The 21269-nt window shown below is 38.8% G+C and carries 17 protein-coding genes; 13 read left to right on the forward strand and 4 right to left on the reverse strand.

The features are described from left to right. Positions 1-33: 33 nt before the first annotated feature. The 6 genes from MKX14_RS01010 to rapA all read left to right on the forward strand — a co-directional run bounded on the left by MKX14_RS01010 (position 34) and on the right by rapA (position 7004). Complete coding sequence (locus tag MKX14_RS01010; protein ID WP_240281542.1) at positions 34-417, forward strand: DUF962 domain-containing protein; 384 nt, start codon at positions 34-36, stop codon at positions 415-417. 115 nt (positions 418-532) lie between these two features. After that, on the forward strand, positions 533-1144 hold the full coding sequence (thiE, locus tag MKX14_RS01015; protein WP_240281543.1) for a thiamine phosphate synthase: 612 nt from the start codon (positions 533-535) through the stop codon (positions 1142-1144). Between the two features lie 41 nt (positions 1145-1185). Continuing rightward, the gene (hemL, locus tag MKX14_RS01020) at positions 1186-2484 is read left to right on the forward strand and encodes a glutamate-1-semialdehyde 2,1-aminomutase (protein ID WP_240281544.1); all 1299 of its coding nucleotides are present in this window, start codon (positions 1186-1188) and stop codon (positions 2482-2484) included. A 62-nt stretch (positions 2485-2546) separates the two neighbouring features. After that, entirely contained in the window at positions 2547-3251 is a 705-nt protein-coding gene (locus MKX14_RS01025) for an acyl carrier protein (RefSeq protein ID WP_240281545.1), read from the forward strand. Positions 3252-3383: 132 nt separating this feature from the next. Beyond that, positions 3384-4022, forward strand: a complete 639-nt coding sequence (locus MKX14_RS01030) for an RluA family pseudouridine synthase (protein WP_005307342.1) — start codon at positions 3384-3386, stop codon at positions 4020-4022. A 144-nt stretch (positions 4023-4166) separates the two neighbouring features. Next, positions 4167-7004: an RNA polymerase-associated protein RapA gene (gene rapA, locus MKX14_RS01035; protein WP_108011362.1), complete on the forward strand. Its 2838-nt coding sequence runs from the start codon at positions 4167-4169 to the stop codon at positions 7002-7004. A gap of 57 nt (positions 7005-7061) precedes the next feature. Here rapA and MKX14_RS01040 read toward each other — a convergent pair whose 3' ends face one another. Continuing rightward, entirely contained in the window at positions 7062-8078 is a 1017-nt protein-coding gene (locus tag MKX14_RS01040; RefSeq protein WP_005067939.1) for an AI-2E family transporter, read from the reverse strand. Between the two features lie 170 nt (positions 8079-8248). Next, on the reverse strand, positions 8249-8944 hold the full coding sequence (gene fabR / locus MKX14_RS01045; protein ID WP_032053128.1) for an HTH-type transcriptional repressor FabR: 696 nt from the start codon (positions 8942-8944) through the stop codon (positions 8249-8251). Between the two features lie 140 nt (positions 8945-9084). Between fabR and MKX14_RS01050 the strand changes: the two genes are divergently transcribed. Then, the gene (locus MKX14_RS01050; RefSeq protein ID WP_108011358.1) at positions 9085-10155 is read left to right on the forward strand and encodes a ferredoxin reductase; all 1071 of its coding nucleotides are present in this window, start codon (positions 9085-9087) and stop codon (positions 10153-10155) included. 12 nt (positions 10156-10167) lie between these two features. Next, positions 10168-11262, forward strand: a complete 1095-nt coding sequence (locus MKX14_RS01055) for a fatty acid desaturase family protein (RefSeq protein WP_002118415.1) — start codon at positions 10168-10170, stop codon at positions 11260-11262. A gap of 50 nt (positions 11263-11312) precedes the next feature. Here the strand turns inward: MKX14_RS01055 and MKX14_RS01060 are convergent, their stop codons facing one another. Further along, positions 11313-12014, reverse strand: coding sequence for an SIMPL domain-containing protein (locus tag MKX14_RS01060; RefSeq protein WP_005803821.1), 702 nt, complete (start codon positions 12012-12014; stop codon positions 11313-11315). Between the two features lie 467 nt (positions 12015-12481). Here MKX14_RS01060 and dat point away from each other — a divergent pair, with 467 nt between their 5' ends. The 3 genes from dat (at position 12482) to MKX14_RS01075 (ending at position 17108) form a co-directional block, all read left to right on the forward strand. Next, complete coding sequence (dat, locus tag MKX14_RS01065; protein ID WP_002118718.1) at positions 12482-13855, forward strand: diaminobutyrate--2-oxoglutarate transaminase; 1374 nt, start codon at positions 12482-12484, stop codon at positions 13853-13855. A gap of 2 nt (positions 13856-13857) precedes the next feature. Then, positions 13858-15390 (forward strand): pyridoxal phosphate-dependent decarboxylase family protein, encoded by a 1533-nt coding sequence (gene ddc, locus MKX14_RS01070; RefSeq protein WP_057062827.1) that lies wholly within the window; start codon positions 13858-13860, stop codon positions 15388-15390. 287 nt (positions 15391-15677) lie between these two features. Further along, positions 15678-17108, forward strand: a complete 1431-nt coding sequence (locus MKX14_RS01075) for an aldehyde dehydrogenase family protein (protein ID WP_240281546.1) — start codon at positions 15678-15680, stop codon at positions 17106-17108. Between the two features lie 70 nt (positions 17109-17178). On the opposite strand, the gene MKX14_RS01080 is transcribed toward MKX14_RS01075, so the two are convergent. Then, the gene (locus MKX14_RS01080; RefSeq protein ID WP_004700117.1) at positions 17179-17664 is read right to left on the reverse strand and encodes an Lrp/AsnC family transcriptional regulator; all 486 of its coding nucleotides are present in this window, start codon (positions 17662-17664) and stop codon (positions 17179-17181) included. A gap of 134 nt (positions 17665-17798) precedes the next feature. Here MKX14_RS01080 and MKX14_RS01085 point away from each other — a divergent pair, with 134 nt between their 5' ends. Both MKX14_RS01085 and MKX14_RS01090 read left to right on the forward strand, forming a co-directional pair. After that, on the forward strand, positions 17799-19520 hold the full coding sequence (locus MKX14_RS01085) for an alpha-keto acid decarboxylase family protein (RefSeq protein ID WP_240281547.1): 1722 nt from the start codon (positions 17799-17801) through the stop codon (positions 19518-19520). Positions 19521-19661: 141 nt separating this feature from the next. Next, positions 19662-21041, forward strand: a complete 1380-nt coding sequence (locus MKX14_RS01090; protein WP_240281548.1) for an amino acid permease — start codon at positions 19662-19664, stop codon at positions 21039-21041. Positions 21042-21269: the final 228 nt, after the last annotated feature.

Below are 21269 nucleotides of genomic sequence, written 5' to 3' on the forward strand. Positions count from 1 at the left end.
AGGTGATGTTTTGATCAAATAAAAATCAGGAAGATGATCGTGAATGCACCAGTAAACTTTAGCCATGAAGCTCAGCCAGAGTTTGAATTGCCGATTAAAAATTATCAGGAATTTTATCGTTTTTATTTAACTGAACACCGTAACATTATGAGCAGACGTTTGCATGTGGTGGGTAGCAGTATTGGCATATACTTTTTTTCAAAAGCAATTCGTAAGAAACAACCCAAATATGTACTTTATGGTTTGGTAGCGGGTTATGCAAATGCTTGGGTTGGACATTTTGTGTTTGAAAAAAATAAGCCTGCCAGTTTTAAACAGCCTTTCTATAGTTTTATTTCTGATTGGCGAATGTTGTCTGATGTTGTACGTGGCCGTTTGAGTTTGGTTGATCGTAAGCACGACAAAATTCCGAGTTAATTTTTACTTTCTCTTTTAAATATCCGATTGGTACTGGTAAGCCTATATCAATCGGTACTTATGATGATCTATAAATCCGTTATACTAGCGAAGTTTTTTAAAGCGAGAGTAGAGTATGCGCGGTTTATACCTCATTACCAACGATGACCCAATCCAACTATTATTAGAAAAACTAGATGCCGCGCTCGCAACTCGTCAGGTCGCAATTTTACAGTATCGCCGTAAGAAAATAGACAAAGCAGACCAACCCGCTGAAGTTGAACAGATCAAATTATTGTGTGAAAAATATCAGGTTCCTTTTGTCATTAATGATGACTTAAAACTGGCCGCTCAGTTTGGTTTAGGTGTGCATTTAGGTCAAAGTGACGGTGAAATTACTGATGCAAAATCGCAATTACCAGAAGGCGTGATTATTGGCCGTACTTGCCTGAACTCATTAGAACTTGCGCAAAAAGCAATTGCAGATGGCGCGACTTATATTGCATTTGGTGCAGTCTATGCGACCTCTACAAAACCTGAAGCAGGTAATGTGGGGATCGAAGTAATTAAGCAAGCAGCAGTTCAATATGATTTACCAATTTGTGCGATTGGTGGTTTAACTGTTGAAAACTCAAAACCTGTGATTGAGGCTGGGGCTGACCTCTGTGCAGTCATTAGTGATATATTAGACCGATCAACTGCTGAAATTCCTGCCCGTGTACAGGCGTGGGCACAATTATTTTCTTAAGCTTTCAAAATTATTTTTAGATATTTAAGACGAGCATTTCCATGAGTTTATCTCCAAAGCAAGAACAGTTATTTAAACAAGCCAGCAAACACATTCCAGGTGGTGTGAACTCTCCGGTACGTGCCTTTAATGGCGTTGGAGGAACACCTGTTTTCATTGAGAAAGCAAAAGGTGCTTATTTATGGGATGTGGATGGGAAGCGTTATGTTGATTATGTTGGTTCTTGGGGACCAATGATTTTAGGTCATGCTCATCCAGAGATTATTAAGGCTGTACAAACAGCTGCAGAAGATGGCTTAAGTTTTGGTGCACCAACCGTACACGAAACAACGTTGGCAGATATTATCTGTGAAATCATGCCATCAATTGAATTGGTGCGTATGACTAACTCGGGTACAGAAGCGACCATGACTGCTATTCGTTTAGCACGTGGTTACACTGGCCGTGACAAGATTGTGAAGTTTGAGGGTTGTTACCATGGCCACTCAGACTCACTTTTAGTAAAAGCAGGTTCAGGTTTACTCACGTTAGGTGAAGGTGAACCGACTTCGAAAGGTGTTCCTGTTGATTTTGCTAAACACACTTTAACGCTACCTTACAACGATATTGCTGCATTAAAAGAATGTTTTGCTAAGTTCGGCCATGAAATTGCGGGTGTCATTATTGAGCCTGTCGCGGGTAACATGAATATGGTGAAACCAATTGATGGTTTCTTACAAGCCATTCGTGATATTTGTGATGAATATAAATCTGTATTCATTATTGATGAAGTGATGACAGGCTTCCGTGTTGCTTTAGGTGGTGCTCAATCGGTTTATAACGTTAAACCTGATTTAACGACTTTAGGTAAAATTATTGGTGCGGGCTTACCTGTTGGTGCATTTGGTGGTAAGCGTGAAATTATGGAATGCATCGCACCTTTAGGCGGTGTATACCAAGCAGGTACATTATCTGGTAACCCACTTGCTATGCGTGCTGGTATTGAGATGTTTAAACATTTACGCCAACCTGACTTTTACAGCAAATTATCTGTTCAACTTGAAAAGTTACTTGCAGGCTTACAGGCTGCAGCTGATGAAGCGGGTATTCCATTTAAGACTCAGCAAGCTGGCGCAATGTTCGGTCTTTACTTTACCGACCAAGAAGATATTACAAGCTTTGACTCTATGTTGGCATGTGATATTGAAGCTTTCAAAAAGTTCTTCCATGGTATGTTAAAACGTGGCGTAAACTTGGCACCTTCAGCATTTGAAGCAGGCTTTATTTCATCTGCACACTCTGATGAAGATATAGAATTTACGATTCAGGCTGCAAAAGAAACATTCGCTGAAATGAAGTAAGCAAAAAAGCCCGTATTAAACGGGCTTTTTAATTTGAGCTATTTTTATATTTACAGAGAACAATGTTTTATCCCTTACCTCGAAAAATCCAGTTAGCCGCAAGTACTTCAAATTGGTCAATTGAGTCAGCGCAAAGTATTTTGCTCATGGTTGGGCTCAATGAGCTTAAACTACGACCAGATTGGTCTGAGCAACCATTGGCGAACCATTTAGAACTGTTGATTAAGCGCGCTCAATCACTCGAAATTCCAATTATTTTTATTGAGACATCTCAGCTTCAACAAACCATGTTGGAGCTTGGTCAGCGTTTGTCATCAAATACTAAAGCCCAAGTTATGATGGCAGGTGATTTATCTCCTCTGTTTAAACAAGTCATGCAGCTTGTTTTATCGATTACAGATCAGGTCAGTGTTGTAAATGATGCGATCTTGGCGGCTAATCTAGAGCAGCATATTCAATGGGTTGAAAAGATCAGCTTTGACCATATAAAACATTTAAATACGCAGAGCTTAATAGGCTTATGGTCTTTAAGTGCGCCGTCCTCCTATATCTTGTCGGATAAAGGAATTTTATTGGCAATTGCTGAGCAGGTGGGGCGGCATCCTATGGAGATCCATCCTGAAATTGATTTAAGAAACTACGGACTAGATGAGTCTGTTGTTAATTATCTGGTCGATCTATGGCGTGCAAATGGTGCGAGCTTAAGCGTTGAAGAGATAATGCAAACACCGACATTGCAACATATTATGCAGTTATTGAAGCCTTAACTGACTATAGACCTCAAGTGATCCATAATATTTGCAAATTCTGCTGTTAATTTACCCGAACGGCATTGTAATTCGGACGTAAGCTTTTTATTATTGCCCGCTTGTTTTTCATCTTACCTTGGGAATACAACTTTGAGTGATTTTCTAAGTGAACATCTGATCTATCGTGATGATGATTTTATGGTGATTCATAAACCTTCGGACATCTTGAGTGTTCCTGGTAAGGGTGATTTACATGATAGCGTTTTGACAAGGTTGGTTGCGATTGAACCTAAAACCTTGCTCATTCATCGTCTAGACCGAGATACCTCAGGTATTTTAGTATTTGGTTTATCAAAGCGCGGTCAAAGTGCAATTGCACGTCAATTTCAAGATCGTCAGACTTCAAAAATATATGAAGCGCTTGTCGCAGGTCATTTAGAGGGCGAGGGAACTGTAGATATTCCTGTAATCTATGACCCAAGCCGACCGCCTTTACATATTGTCGACGCTTCTCACAACAAGCCTGCTTTAACACATTGGCAGGCCATAGAACATTTTCAGATTCAGGGACAGCCTGTAACTCGTGTGAAATTAACACCAATTACGGGCCGATCTCATCAACTCCGTGTACACATGCAATATCTTGGGCATCCAATTGTAGGTGACACGCTGTATGCAACACCGGAGCAGCAACTTGTTCCGCGTTTATGTTTGCATGCCAAGCAGTTAAGTTTTAATCATCCTGTCACAGCAGAAACATTAACTTTTGACTGTCCTGTACCGTTTTAATGTAAAAATTTTAATGCGTGATTTTTTGTAGCAAAGCGATTTAATTGGTTTTTGCTTCAAAATTTTGCTTTAAAGACTACATAAAAAGATGCAAAAATAAGCTAATTTGCATCGTACAATATGTAGTGCGAACTTGAGAGAAAGGTGGAAAAATTGCAGCAGTATGCTATTGGTCAACGTTGGCTATCAGACACAGAAACTGAGCTCGGTTTAGGTGTTCTTATTGATGTAGATGAAAGATCTGTCAGCATTTTATTCCCCAAAAGTGATGAGACACGTGTCTATGCACGTAATAATGCTCCACTATCTCGTATCATCTTCAATACGAATGATGAAGTTCAAGATCAAGAAGGCCAGAAGTGGATCGTTGAGTCTGTTGAAGATCGTCATGGCGTTTTGCGTTACAATGTTGTTCGTACTTTAGAAAATGGCGAGCAAGAGCGTAAAGCACTCAATGAAACACGTATTGGTGCGCAAATTCAATTATCTAAACCTTTAGATCGTTTGCTTGCAAGTCAAGTTGACTATAAAGAGTGGTATGACCTGCGTATTGAAGCGATGCTCATGCAAGCACAAATGCAGACCAGTCCTCTACGTGGGATGGTCGGTGCACGTGTTGGCTTGATTCCTCATCAGCTTTATATCGCACATGAAGTTGGTAAACGTTTTGCTCCTCGTGTTTTACTTGCCGATGAAGTGGGCTTGGGTAAAACAATTGAAGCTGGTTTAATTATCCACCAACAGCTTAAAACTGGTCGTTCAGAACGAATTCTGATTTTAGTCCCTGATTCTCTACAGTATCAGTGGATGATTGAAATGCGTCGCCGTTTTAACTTGCAATTCTCTCTGTTTGATTTAACGCGTACAGCATCTATTAAAGAACATGATCCAGAGCTTAACCCATTCTTGACTGAGCAATGCATTATTGCCAGTGTTGACTTAATGGTTGACCATGATGATTTGCGTGAGCAAGCCATAGAAGCTGGTTTTGATTTGCTCGTCGTCGATGAAGCACATCATTTGATGTGGAGCGAAGAAGAAGGCGGGAATGATCGCTACGATTTAATTGAAGAGCTCGCTGAAAATACAGCAGGGGTACTATTACTCACTGCAACACCTGAACAATTAGGTGTAGAAAGTCATTTCGCTCGCTTACGTTTACTTGATCCACAGCGTTTTAGTAGTTTAGAGCGCTTCTTAGATGAAGAGACTCAATATCAGCAGACTGCAAAAATTGCTGAAGTACTCATGTCGGATCAAGCTTTAACCCCAGAGCATTTATCTGCTTTAGAAGGTTTGTTAGGTCACAGCATTGAAGACCAGCCTGACCAACGCTTTAGAGCAATTCACGAATTATTAGACCGTCACGGTACTGGACGTATTTTATTCCGTAATACACGTGAAGCCATTCAAGGCTTCCCAGGTCGTGATTGTCAGCCAGCACCATTACCAGCACCAGAAGATTGGTCAAAAGATGGCAAACTGCGTGAGCAAATGTGGCCTGAAGAAGCACAGATTGATGGTTCATGGATGCAAAATGATCCGCGTGTGCCATGGTTAATGGAAATTTTACGCAAAGATCTTAAGCATAAAAAAGTGCTTTTAATTGCGCGTAGCGGACCAGTAGTTGAATCTTTAGAAAATGTGTTGCGTTTGCATGCAGGTATTCGTACCGCAATGTTCCATGAAGGCATGAGCTTACTTGAACGTGACCAAGCTGCTGCTTATTTTGCTGAAGAAAGCTATGGCGCTCAGATTCTATTGTGTTCGGAAATTGGTTCGGAAGGCCGTAATTTCCAATTCGCCAGTGATCTAATTTTATTTGATCTACCAGCTAACCCAGATGTTTTAGAGCAACGTATTGGACGTCTAGACCGTATTGGCCAAGAAAACCGTATCCAAATTCATGTGCCATACCTTGTGGGAACAGCTCAAGAGCGTATGTTCCGTTGGTATAATGAAGCACTGAATATTTTCAGCAATATTTCTCCGACAGCGCAAACGCTGCAAGAGAATTTTATTGTTGAATTAAAAGACTGTTTACTTGCAGACCAAGGTCAAACATTTGAAGATTTGCTTGAAGAGGTGAACGTTCAACGTCAAGCCTTGGAAGCTGAACTTCAAGCTGGCCGAGATCGTTTACTTGAATATAATTCATGTCGTCCTATTGTGGCACAAGAAATTGTTCAAGCTCTTGAAGACTATGACGACAATACAACGCTGCCAATGTTTGTGAAGCGTTTCATGTCATCAACCAATATCGACTTTGATGAGCAAAGTAATGGTACGGTGATTATTAAACCAACCGACCAAATGCAAGTGCAAGGTTTGGCATTAGACGAAGAAGGGATGACCGCAACGTTCTATCGCGATCAAGCTCAGCTTCGTGAAGATGCTCAATATTTAACTTTAGAGCATCCATTCATTGAAAGTGTTATGGAAATGATCCGTACGCAATCATTTGGTAGTACCAATGTTGCTGTACTCAAATCTAACGCTTTAAAGCAGGGTTCGGTGTTAATTGAAGTCTGGTTTAAAGTAGATGTTATTGCGCCGAAGTCACTGAATTTACCATCAAGCTTACCTAAGCAGCTTATCCGTGTATTGTTAAGTGAAAATGGTCAAGATTTGTCTGAAAAGATTGATCCAGCAATTTTAAAACCTTATTTGCACCATTTAGATGGCAATAGCTGCCGCCAAGTAGTTAAAGCTCGCCGTGATATCATTGAGCAGCGCTATAAACAAGCGTTAGAGATTGCGAAAGTTGATTTACCGCAGCTTCAGCAACAAGCAAAAGAGCATTATGGCAATAAATGGCAATATGAAATTGACCGTTTAACTTATCTCAAACAGTTCAATCCAAGTATTCGTCAAGATGAAATTGAGCGTTTACAGAAACTGCAAAAAGAAGGCTTGAGCTTACTTGATGGTTTAACTGTTACACCAGAAGCGATTCAAGTGTTAGTTGTGGTTAAGCCATAATGAACTCAAATGAAAAAAGCGCCTAGAAGGCGCTTTTTTTTATACATTGATTTTAAATTAGATTAAACCCGCATCTTTTAGTTCTAATTTTAAATATGCATAGAAAATCGGAGCTGCGATTAAACCGCCTAAGCCAAAGATTGACTCAAATACTAGCATTGCTAATAAAATCTCCCATGCATTTGCATTGATTTTATGCCCAATAATTTTAGCATTAATAAAATATTCAAGTTTATGAACCAGAACGAGATAAAGTAATGCTGCTCCTGCTAGCCCTAGGGAAATCGTAAGAGCTGCAATAAACGTTAAAGTGTTTGAAAGTAGATTCCCTAAAATTGGAATGAGACCAAACATAAAGGTCAAAATAGTTAAGGTTTTGGCAAAAGGAAGGTGAACTCCCCAAAGTGGCAACAAAATAAACGCGAATAAAATAAAGAGCAGGGTGTTAATCGCTGAAATTTTTATTTGGGCAAAAACAACATTTTTAAATGAAATTGATAATTTTTGAATACGTTGGATAAGCAGTGACTTAAAAACAGGCTGAGGCGTACGGCGATGAAAACCATGTATCGCCACCAAAATACCAATAATTAATCCCATGACCATAGTCACGAAGTTATGCAAAATATCGGAACTGGTGTTTTTTAAGGTGGTGACGTTATCTTTCATAAATGCAAAGATTTCGTCTTTTAGATCTGTCACGCTATCAGGAATATAACCTGGAAGATACTTTGTGATCTCTGCTTGTAAATGAAGTAAGGTTTGATCAACCTTGCTATTAATACTATGTAAGCCGACACCTTTTAGATCGTATACAACGAAACTAATTAGACTCGTAATGAAAAAACCAATAAGTGAAATGGTGACGATACTGAGTAAAATACTAATAAAAATACGGGCTCTTTGGCCATCAATATAACGTTCTACAACCGAACTTAAACTAATAATAATTTCATAAATGAGAAAGCCTGCAAAAAAACTTGCTAATAGATGTAATGGGATAACCGAAAGCAAAAAGATGCCCATAAGAATGTAGCTTGCAATCAGACTTTGACGATTATTCAAATTTTGCATGTGGATCCCTGACTGAGATCGTTGGGAATATAGGAGAAAGAGCAAACGGAATGATTATTTATACTCTGGCAAGCTATTCGCTTCAATCAGTGAATTATATTTTTATTGGAAAATAGGGGAGTTAGATGTAAAAATGGCCTGTTCATCAACAAGCCATTTATTAGATCATTTTAGCGGATTTTTGCTTCATCTAGATGACGTGCGCCTTCTAAAATCATCCGAATCATAATCATGGTTTGTTCAGCAACTTCTGCACGTTGATTCATTGGTAAATCAATCACTTTAGCACCCATGTGAAACACAAGTTGAGTAATTGCTTTTGCAACAAGGTCTGGGTGATACAGATGATTGTTATTTAAGCGTTCAAGACGAATTAAATCTTCTTGTAGCTCTTGCTGAAAAAAGTTGAGCTGGCGGTCTACGGCAGCTTTATAAGAAGCAGAACCTGTAAAACTTTCACGTAGTAATAAACTTAAATTACCTTCATCGGCATCGAGTTGTTGAAGGAAAATATCTACAGAACTACGAATAATACTTTCTTGTAAGGAAGCACGTAGGCGAGCCTGACGGATGATTTTGCGTAAAACGATACCTGCGCGGTCAATTAGAGAAATTGCTAATTCATCGATATCTTTAAAATGTCGATAGAAACTATTTGGGGCAATTCCTGCTTCTCGAGCTACTTCACGTAAACTCAATGAAGCAATACTTTTTTGCGGACCAATGAGGTTTAAAGCGGCCTGAAAAAGTTCTTCTTTAGTAATTGTCGCTTTTCTTCCAACAGAACGCGTAGCTGTTTTAATTTCAATGACATCTTGTTGTTGAGGTGTGTCATTCAGGTTCTGAGAAAGTGAAGATTGGGTCATGCTGTTCAATATATTTGTAAACTCTCAGGATTATAGCCTTAGAAGCTGAACTTGTGAAATTGTAATTAAAAGTACGGGTGTATATACAAATATATATACATGTGTATAATAATTAAAAAAGAGCGACAGAGCCTTCAGTTATGCAAGCAATCGAAAAGAGAAATTCTCTATTCAATTCATTGACACAAGCTATCTTTGATAAAGAAATGGCTAATTTCTGGCTACAAAAAGTTAATCCTTTATGGTCTGTAAAACATGGCCTTGTTCAAATTGTAAAAAAAGAATTTGTCGCTCACGACATGGTGAGCCTGACGCTAAAATGTAACCGCTTAGTGAAAATGGGCGTTGCAGGCCAGCATCATCCTGTAATTGTAGAAATTGCTGGTCGTCGCTATGAACGTACTTATAGTTTGACGCAAATAGATGCGCAGCACTTACGTTTAACCGTAAAAAAAGTTGCTGATGGTATCGTGAGTAACTGGTTTATTTCTGAAAGCAAAATCGGTGATGTTTTTGAGCTTGGTCAACCTTATGGTGACATGCAACAAAACATCAAAACACCGAATTTAATTATGTTGGCTGCGGGTAGTGGTATTACCCCAATGTTGAGCTTGATTACTGCGATTAAACAAAGCCAGCAGTTAGATAAAGTTCAGGTGCAACTTTTATATTGGGTGAAACAACGTTCAGATGCAGCTTTTGTTGAATACTTTGAAAAAGTTGCGCAGCAATATCCGAACTTTAATTATCAGGTTTTCTATACACAAGAAACCCCAAATGATGAACGTTTAAATGCAGAGCATTTAGCATTAGTTGATGATGTAGAAAACAGCACAATTTATGCGTGTGGACCTTCTGGTTTTGTGGCGACTGTTGAGCAACTTTTTGAAAAAGCTCCAGCCGTTTTAACCGAGGCCTTTAGCTTAACAAATGAAAGCTCTGCTGATGATATTGGTTATGTGAATGTCACATTAACCCAGTCTAATAAGGTCATTGCAATTCCTAAAGGCCAGTCAATTCTGGTTAGCCTTGAACATGAAGGCCTTAAACCAACTCATGGTTGCCGTATGGGAATTTGTAATAAATGTGTTTGTAATAAATCACAAGGTTCAACACGTAATTTACTCAACGGTAGTGAAAACACTGAACCAAGCCAATTACTCAAAATTTGTGTGAACTCAGCACAATCCGATCTAGTTATTGATCTTTAAGAGAGAACTCTTATGAATATGCCAGTGAAAGTCGAATATTTTAAAAATCCTAAAAATCGAGATTTGACTCCAGCAGAACTTGATGCATTTGCAAAAGAGCTCGATCAGATCAAACAAGAAGTATTGGATGATTTGGGCGAGAAAGACGCTAAATATATCCGCCGTGTTTATGCTGCAATTCGTTATAGTAGCTTTTTAGGCCGAGCATGTTTGTTTGCAGGTTGGTTCCCACCAGCGTGGATTTTAGGAACAGGCCTATTAGGCTTTTCTAAAATTATGGAAAACATGGAACTCGGTCATAACGTAATGCACGGTCAATATGACTGGATGAACGATCCTAAATTTAATGGTCAAACTTACGAGTGGGATACTGTCGGTACTTCTGATAACTGGCGCCAAACTCATAACTATAAACATCACACCTATACCAACATTAAAGGTATTGATGATGACATCGGTTACGGTTTACTTCGTTTATTCCCAGAGCAACGCTGGAAGCCGGGTTTCTTACTTCAACCTGTTTATAGCATCCCATTCTGTTTATTGTTCCAATGGGGCGTAGCTATTCAGAATCTTGAAATTGGACGTGTTCTTTATAAACGTAAGAGCATGGCAAAATTCTTGGAAGAGTTAAAACCTGTTAATAAAAAGATTGGAAAACAACTTTTTAAAGACTATGTTTTCTTCCCTTTAATTGCAGGCCCAGCAGCTTTACCTGTATTCACTGGTAATTTGGTTGCAAATGGTCTTCGTAATATCTGGACATTTACGATTATCTTCTGTGGTCACTTCACAAAAGATGCAGAAGTATTTCCAAAGTCTGTTTTACAAGAAGAAAGCCGTGGTCACTGGTATATGCGTCAGATTCGTGGTTCTTCTAACTTAAAAGGTTCAGAAGCATTACATATTTTAAGCGGACATTTGAGCCATCAGATTGAGCATCATTTATTCCCAGATATTCCAGCGCGTCGTTATCGCCAAATGGCTCCAAAAGTTGAAGCTGTATGTAAAAAATATGGTCTAAATTATAACAATGCAAGTCTGGCTAAACAGTTTGGACAGGTGGTAGGCCGTATCTTTAAATATGCTTTACCTTTTAAAAAATAAGTCAAAAAAAAAGCCCTGAACTAATCAGGGCTTTTTTTTAGAGAAACAAATTATTTAAACTGAATTGAACCGTTTGCATTCACAGTAATTTTAGACTCACCAGCTGCCATGTCTTGAGCTGGTGCAGCTTCGGCCATAGCAAATTTAGCCATGCTGGCACGCATTACAGGTTGTGGGAAATAGTTATTCGTGTTCAGATTTAGAGTGACCAAAGTATATTGGTTTTTATTCCAAGCTTGGGTCAACATTTGAGCACGTTGTTGGAAGTTTTTAGAGGCTTCTACCATTAACTCATTTTCAACTTTTTTACGCTGTTCATCAGAAACCGTAAAATTAATCGATTGAGTTTGGAAGTTTTGCTGTAATTCGTTTACTAACTGGCTAGCAGCTTTAAAGTCTTTACTTTCAAGACGAATTTCAGCACGGCCACGCCATTCTTTTAACTTATTGCTATCGTTATCGTAAATTGGATAAGTGCTTTGAGCACCAGTTTCCACTTTTACTTGTGGATATTTACGAGAAACATTAAGTGCCTGATTCATCAGCTGATTAATTTGGTTTGAAAGCTCGGCTGGTTGTTTGTTACTTTTTTCAATATATAAAGTTGCATGCATTTCATCATTAGAAACTTGGCGAGAAGCTTCCGCTTGTACATTTACAATATTGTAGTTCAAAGCATTGTCATCCTGAGCAAAAACTAAAGGGCTAAGGAGAGAACCTAAAAGAAGGGTGGACACGGCTAAAGTACGCATAAATTTTTCCTTTAAAAATTAATATAAATTTAATTTTTTTCATTAGGAAATGTTAAACATAACTTATGCATAACTTTTGCAGATTTTGTGGCGTATTTGTAATATTCAGATCAGGTTTTTTTAAATTTTGGTAAATATAAAGTCTTTAAAAATTAAAAGCTTAAAATCAAAGTGTTTCAATGTAACTTAAAAAATCAAAGTAATATAAAAAAAGAATATTTTCTTTAGGTTGTCACATAGTATGATGATAATTCATCATAACTATTGGGATGATACATTTTTTCAATAAGATTAGATGAGTAAAGTACATAAAAGACGTTTTTTTTCTTGTAAAATTAGGTATCATCGCGCTCCTAGTTACAAGATATAAAATAAGTGTCTTTGCTAGTTCTATAAAGCACCGAGTCAAAGGACCAATCGTCACCAGACTTATTTCTTTCTACCCCTATCAGAGATGGTAATCCGATATGAGCGTTACTTCCGTTAACCCTGCCACTAATGCTACTAACGAATATTATTTGACTCGCCAAAGTCAAATGGAATCAAATGTTCGTAGCTATCCACGTAAATTACCGTTAGCGATAGCGAAAGCACAAGGATGCTGGGTTACTGATGTTGAAGGTACACAGTACCTTGATTGTTTAGCTGGGGCAGGTACATTGGCTTTAGGTCATAATCATCCTGCGGTGATTCAAAGTATTCAAGATACATTGGCAAGTGGTTTGCCATTGCATACTTTAGACTTAACCACACCTTTAAAAGATGCATTCACTGAAGCATTGTTAGCATATTTACCTGGTGGTAAAGAAGAATATTGCTTGCAGTTCTGTGGTCCTGCTGGTGCAGACGCAACTGAAGCAGCAATTAAACTTGCTAAGACTTACACTGGCCGTAGTTCAGTGATCAGTTTCTCAGGCGGTTATCATGGTATGACCCATGGTGCGCTTGCTATGACTGGTAACTTAAGTGCAAAAAATGCAGTTAACGGTTTAATGCCAGGCGTACAATTCATGCCATATCCGCATGAATACCGCTGCCCACTTGGTTTAGGTGGTGAAGCTGGTGTTGACGCTTTAACTTACTACTTTGAAAACTTTATTGAAGATGTAGAAAGCGGTGTAACAAAACCGGCTGCTGTTATTCTTGAAGCGATTCAAGGTGAAGGCGGCGTAGTTACAGCTCCAGTAAAATGGTTGCAAAAAATCCGTGAAGTGACTGAAAAGCACAACATCGTTTTAATTTTAGACGAAGTTCAAGCTGGCTTTGCACGTTCAGGCAAAATGTTTGCATTTGAACATGCAGGTATTGAACCTGATGTTGTTGTAATGTCTAAAGCAGTCGGTGGTGGTTTACCACTTGCAGTATTAGGTATTAAACGTAAATTTGATGCTTGGCAACCTGCTGGTCACACGGGTACTTTCCGTGGTAACCAACTCGCTATGGGTACTGGTCTTGTCGTATTAAAAACGATTAGCGAACAAAATCTTGCTCAAAATGCGCAAGAGCGTGGTGACTTCTTACAAGCTGAATTTAAAAAATTAGCTCAAGAATTCCCATGTATAGGTAACGTACGTGGTCGCGGTTTAATGATCGGTGTAGAGATCGTTGACGAGCGTAAACCAGCTGATCGTATTGGTTCACATCCTGCTGATTCACAATTAGCTGCTGCGATTCAAACTGCTTGTTTCAACAATAAATTATTGCTTGAAAAAGGTGGTCGTAATGGTACGGTAATTCGTTTACTTTGCCCGTTAATCATTACTCAAGACGAATGTGTTGAAGTAGTTGCTCGCTTTAAGAAAGCAATTGCAGAAGCATTGGTTGCAGTACGAGGCGCATAAGTATGGTGGATTTTGCAGAACATCGTAAAGCGTTACTCTGCAATGATGCACAATCCATTGCTGACTATGAGTCAGCAATGGGCGAAGCGGTAAAAGCCGTTTCAGCATGGTTGCAAAATGAAAAGATGTACACTGGCGGTAGCATTAAAGAATTGCGTTCAGCAATTTCTTTCCAACCTTCAAAAGAGGGTATGGGTGTACAAGAATCTCTTCAACGTATGATTGAGCTTTTCTTGAATAAAAGCTTGAAAGTACACCATCCACATTCATTAGCACACTTACACTGCCCAACCATGGTGATGAGCCAGATTGCGGAAGTGTTAATCAATGCAACTAACCAATCTATGGACTCATGGGATCAAAGCCCGGCTGGTTCATTAATGGAAGTTCAGCTCATTGATTGGTTGCGTCAAAAAGTAGGTTATGGTTCTGGCCAGGCTGGTGTTTTCACTTCTGGCGGTACTCAATCTAACTTGATGGGTGTATTGCTTGCTCGTGACTGGTGCATCTCGAAAAACTGGAAAGACGAAAATGGTAATCCATGGTCTGTACAGCGTGATGGTATTCCTGCCGATGCAATGAAAAACGTCAAAGTCATTTGTTCTGAAAATGCACATTTCTCTGTGCAAAAGAACATGGCAATGATGGGCATGGGCTTCCAGTCAGTTGTGACTGTTCCTGTGAATGAAAATGCACAAATGGATGTAGATGCTCTCGAAAAAACGATGGCGCATCTTCAGTCTGAAGGTAAAGTCGTTGCTTGTGTCGTTGCGACAGCAGGTACTACAGATGCCGGTGCAATTGATCCATTGAAGAAAATCCGTGAAATTACCAATAAATATGGTTCATGGATGCATATCGATGCGGCATGGGGCGGTGCATTAATTCTTTCAAATGACTATCGTGCAATGCTTGATGGTATTGAGTTGTCTGACTCAATTACTCTCGACTTCCATAAGCATTATTTCCAAAGTATTAGCTGTGGCGCGTTCTTGTTAAAAGACGAAGCGAACTATCGTTTTATGCACTACGAAGCTGAATACTTGAACTCTGCTTATGACGAAGAGCACGGTGTACCAAACCTTGTGTCTAAGTCATTACAAACGACTCGTCGTTTTGATGCATTGAAATTGTGGATGACAATTGAATCACTAGGTGAAGACCTTTATGGTTCAATGATTGACCATGGTGTAAAACTTACTCGTGAAGTTGCAGATTACATCAAGGCAACTGATGGTTTAGAGCTTTTAGTTGAACCACAATTTGCTTCGGTATTGTTCCGCGTTGTGCCACAAGGCTACCCAGTTGAGTTTATCGATAGCTTAAACCAAAACGTAGCAGACGAATTGTTTGCACGTGGTGAAGCAAATATCGGTGTAACAAAAGTTGGTAATGTACAGTCATTGAAGATGACAACATTAAGCCCTGTTGTGACATTTGAAAATGTTAAAAACCTTTTAGGTCAAGTATTGGCTGAAGCTGAACGCATTAAAGATGCAATTGCTTCTGGTAACTATGTACCACCAATTGACTAATTGAGTTGATAATAAAAAAAGCTCGGTTCATTACCGGGCTTTTTTTATTACAGATTATTTTTATTTAAAGTGTGCATCACAAAAGATTGATATGCACAAAACATGCATATTTTCAAAAAACAAAAATAATTATGCATGATTTATGGGGAGCAAATTTCTTATTGTATTGGTATGTCCCCGATATTTTGGGTCGCATTGATATATCAATATCGTACTCACTTTAAATAATCCCGCTTTAACTGAAAAAAGTAAGTGGCTGTAATTACAATTAAGACAAGGAAGAAGAAATGCAACAAGCGAATATGCTCAATGAATTTAAACTCATTATTGGTGGTCAACTTTGTTCAGGTGAACAAGGTGAACTAGAAATTCTTAACCCTGCTACAGGCTTAACTGCTGCACGTTGTGCAAAAGCATCGGTTGCACAGGTAAATCAGGCAGTCAGTGCTGCTAAACAAGCATCTAAAGCTTGGCAGCAAGTTTCTCATGATGAACGTAAGTCGATCTTAAATAAGATTGCAGATGGTATTGAAAAGCATGCTGAAATGCTTGCAGAGTTGGTTGTGCTTGAACAAGGTAAGCCACTCGCACTTGCACAAATGGAAGTGCAGGGTGCAATTGGCTGGACGCGTTATGCGGCTACAATGGATTTACCGGTAGAAGTAATTGAAGACAGTGAAACCAAGCGTATTGAGCGCCATCGCCAACCATTAGGTGTAGTGGCTTCAATTACGCCATGGAACTGGCCACTCATGATTGCGGTTTGGCATATCATGCCTGCTTTACGCGCGGGTAACGTTGTTATTAGCAAACCTTCTGAATACACACCACTATCAACTTTACGTTTATGTGAAATCATTCAGCAAGAAGTTCCTGCTGGTGTTATTTCAATTGTGGTTGGTGCTGGTGAGATTGGCGAAGCGCTATCTTCTCATCCAGATGTACAAAAAGTCGTGTTTACGGGTTCAACTCGAACAGGCCAGCACATTATGGCTGGTGCAGCTCAGCAGTTAAAACACTTAACTTTAGAGTTGGGTGGTAATGATGCGGGTATTGTATTGCCAGATGCAAATATCGATGAAATTGCAGCCAAGATTTTTAACATGTCGTTCTTAAACGCTGGTCAAACATGTGCAGCCTTAAAGCGTCTATACGTGCATGAAAGCCAATATGAAGCTTTATCGCAAAAGTTAGCTGATATTGCCAATGCTCAAGTTGTGGGTGATGGTATGGCGTCTTCTACCACATTTGGCCCAGTACAAAACCAAATGCAATATAACAAGGTAAAAGCGCTTATTGCTGAAGCGATTGAACAGGGTGCAAAAGCACTTTCTGGGCAACAACAGCTACCAGAGCAAGGCTACTTTATTGCACCAACTATTTTGACTGAAGTTTCTGACTCTTGCCGCGTAGTACAAGAAGAGCAATTTGGTCCAGTGTTACCTGTTTTAAAATATACAGATATCAATGATGCAATTGATCGTGCCAATGACAGCGAGTTTGGTTTAGGTGGCTCAATTTGGTCTTCTGATATTAAAGCTGCTCAAACTTATGCTACTCAACTTCAATGCGGTACTGTTTGGATTAATACCCATGCAGAAGTCCTGCCACATGCACCTTTTGGTGGCTGGAAAATGTCTGGTATAGGTGCTGAGTTTGGTTTGGAAGGTTTGCTTGAAAATACGATTGGGCAAACGGTCCATATCAGTAAAGTCTAAATATTAATTTTAAGGCGGATCTAATATCCGCCTTTTATTTTCACTGATAAGGTAGGAAAGCTTGGCTTGCTTATTGTGAGTGATGATAGCTCATACTTTTAGGTTTGATTAAAAAATGATTCTGTTCTTTAATTTTTTTAAGAACAATGTAAGACTTTATGTGACCTATAAAATTATAAGAAAGTAACCTTTCAGTCACAAATTGAGAAAGCTGTTCTAAGTTTTCAGCAACAACTTTTAAAATAAAATCTGCATCACCACTAATTGAAAACGCATCTTGAATATTATCTTCGGCTTCAATCAATTCTTGAAAAGCTTGCTGTGACTTTGCCTCGTGTGTTCTTAAATTAATGTGAATCATTGCTGTCACTTCCAGTCCTAGCGCTTGCTGCTGGATGCGCGCGGTATATCCTAAGATTATGCCTTTTTGCTCGAGTAACTGTCTTCTTCTAGAACACTGCGAAGCAGATAAACCGATTAAATCTCCTATTTCCTGATTGGTGAGCCGTCCATTCTTTTGTAGTGCTTGAATGATTTGCCAGTCGAACTTATCCATTGCATAAAATCCTTTTATGATACACAAATCATGTATTTTTATTAAAATGCGTTTTCATTATGCACGAAATCTAAAAGGTAGATGAAATATTATTTTTCTATGGAATAAAAATTGGTCTCAAAGGATATAGAGCAATGTTCATAGAAATCGGTGACTTTTTAAATCTTCGTTTAAAACAAATGGGTATCCAACATCTCTTTGGTGTACCTGGTGATTTTAACCTCTCATATCTAGAACAAGTTGAAGCAGACCCACAACTCGAATTTATTGGAAATTGTAATGAATTAAACGCTGCCTATGCAGCAGATGGTTATGCACGAATTAACGGTTTTTCTGCCTTGGCAACCACTTATGGTGTAGGTGACTTAAGTGCGATTAATGGTATTGCAGGGGCCTATGCAGAAAATGTACCTCTTATTCATATCTCAGGAATTCCACCGTTACATGCGGTTCAAAAGGGTACTCTCATACACCATACGTTAGTTGATGGTAACTACGACAATATTATGAACTGTATGAAAGAGTTTACAGTTGCCCAAACTCGTTTAACTCCAGCAAATGCAGTCTTTGAAATTGACCGTGTATTACGTCAGTGTTTCCTTGAACGTCGTCCTGTACACATTCAACTACCAGGCGATATTACCCACGTTAAAATTGAAGTATCTGAGCGTTCCCTCGACTTAAGCTATCCAGCTGTTGAACCTGAATTATTACAAACTGTGGTAAAAAAACTCTGTGACATTATTGAGAATGCTAAAAGCCCAGCACTTCTTATTGATAATGAAGCTTCAGTTTTTGGTGTAACATCGCTTTTAAATGATTTATCTCAAAAATGCTCGATTCCATTTGCAGGTATGAATACTGCAAAAAATATTATGGATGAAGGCTCTCCTCGTTATATCGGGACTTATGTGGGTGGTGCAAGCCAACCGCATGTGAAAAATATCATTGAACAATCTGACTGTTTAATTGGTATTGGTGCACGTTTTACCGATGTGGGGTCAGCTGTATTTACTCATCAAATTGAAACCAAGAACTACATCGAAATTAAATCTTATGGCCTAAATATTTTTGGTCAGGATTTTCCAGGTATTGAGATTGGACAATTACTTGTTGAGCTAAATAAAAAAGTTGCGCCACGTAAATCGTCAACACCTCTTCTCGAAAAACAACCTCAGAAAGTAGTTGAAGCTCCAGCTCAACAAAAACTAAGCCAAGATGTGCTTTGGAATTATATTTCAGGATTCTTAAAAGAAGATGATGTGATTATTGGTGAAGTCGGGACATCAAACTCTGCTTTGTCGGGTATAAAGCTGCCTGCTACAGCTAAATATATTGCACAGCCGCTTTGGGGTTCTATTGGTTACACCTTACCAGCTTTGCTTGGTAGTTTGTTGGCAGCCCCAGAACGCCGTCAAATTTTATTTATTGGCGATGGTTCTTTCCAGCTTACGGTACAAGAGCTTTCTACCATTATCCGCCATGGTTTAAAACCAATTATTTTCTTGTTGAACAATGGCGGCTACACCATTGAACGATTAATTATGGGTGAAAATGCTGCCTATAACGACGTGCAAAACTGGAAATATACTGAAATTCCAGCGGTATTTAATGGTAAAAAAGGCCATACCACTTATGTGGTTGAAACCGCAGGGCAGCTAAAGAGCGTTTTAGACAATGTTCATTTAAATGACCAGTTAACTTTTATTGAATTAAAACTACCTGCAATGGATGCGCCGGTAAGTTTGAAAAAATTTGCTTCTGTGATTGCTCGTTTTGACTACGGTGATCGCGGTTACGAAATTTTAAAGGAGCGTTCCCAACCGATTAAATGTAAGGATGCAATCTCGTTTTAAATAGAAGACAGGACAAGTCTTCCCAAAAATTAAATGGACTCACATTACAGCAAACTTATGTCCGAAGATCGGTTCCTGATCTTCGGATGTGGTGCTGAATAAAGGTGTACAGGAAGTGACACCAACATTGGAGATAATGTTATGGATGCAAACAATAAGCACGAGTTAAAACAAGGCTTATCCAATCGGCATATTCAACTCATCGCACTCGGAGGGGCGATTGGTACAGGGTTATTCTTAGGTCTTTCCCAAACGATTAAACTGGCTGGTCCTTCAATTTTATTAGGATATGCAATTGCTGGAATTATTGCCTTTTTAATTATGCGTCATTTAGGTGAAATGGTTGTTGAAGAGCCGGTCAGTGGTTCTTTTAGTTATTTTGCAAACAAGTATTGGGGCAAAATGGCTGGTTTTATGTCTGGCTGGAACTATTGGGTATTATATGTACTCGTCAGCATGGCTGAATTGAGTGCGATTGGGACGTTTATACAGTTTTGGTGGCCTGAAATTCCGACATGGTTGACTGCTTTATTTTTCTTTATTTTAATTAACGGCATTAACTTGGTAAATGTCCGCTTTTTTGGGGAGTCCGAGTTCTTATTTTCATGCATTAAAATTGTTGCCATTTTAAGCATGATTGGTTTCGGTGCTTATCTTTTACTTTCAGGCTCAGCAGGTCCGCAAGCGGGTGTTGCAAATTTATGGCAACACGGTGGTTTCTTCCCGCACGGGATTCACGGTTTTGTCATGGCTTTGGCTGTCATTATGTTTGCATTTGGCGGCTTGGAATTAATTGGTATTGCTGCAGCTGAAACGAAGAAACCTGAAACGACTATTCCTAAAGCAGTAAATCAGATTGTGTACCGCATCTTGATTTTTTATATCGGTGCAATCGGTATTCTTTTATGTCTTTATCCATGGAACATGGTGGCAGAAGGCGGCAGTCCATTTGTTATGATTTTCCAGTCACTCAATAGTAACGGTGTTGCGAACGTTTTGAACTTTGTGGTCTTAATTGCTGCTATTTCAGTTTATAACAGCTGTATCTATTGTAATAGCCGTATGTTGCATGGTTTGGCAGAGCAGGGTAATGCTCCTGCAATTTTGAAAAAAGTAAACAGTCGCGGTATTCCAGTTCCAGCAGCAGTTGTTTCTGCATCTATTACAGCAATATGTGTGGTCGTGAATTATCTGATTCCTGGTCAAGCTTTTCAGCTCTTCATGATGCTTGTGGTGGCTGCACTTGTTATTAACTGGCTCATGATTTCAGTGACGCATTTGAAGTTTACTAAAGCAATGAAATTGCAAAGACGCCAAACTAAATTTCAAAGTATTATGAGTCCTTGGAGTAATTATTTAACCATTAGCTTTGTATGCTTTATTCTTATTATTATGGCGATGACTCCAGATATGAGATTGGCAGTTATTTTAGGACCAATCTGGCTTGCTGTTTTAGCGCTTACGTATTTATTAAAATATCGTAAAAAAATGGTTGCCATGCCAGAAGTACAATCGAATTGATCCTTTAAATTGACAACGATATTGCGGTTATCATCCTTAAGGATGGTAACCCTTTATCTCTTGTCATATTATTTTCATGTTACAAAGAAAAATGAGTTTTTCTAGAAATTTTTAATAATTATTTTAATGACAGAAAATATTTAAATCATAAAATTAATAAATCACTAAATTACCGTTTTTTAATATATTTATAGTATCTTTTGTTTTTATATTTTATAAAAAATAAAA

It is taken from the genome of Acinetobacter pittii (assembly GCF_022449185.1).
Lineage (GTDB): Bacteria > Pseudomonadota > Gammaproteobacteria > Pseudomonadales > Moraxellaceae > Acinetobacter > Acinetobacter pittii_I.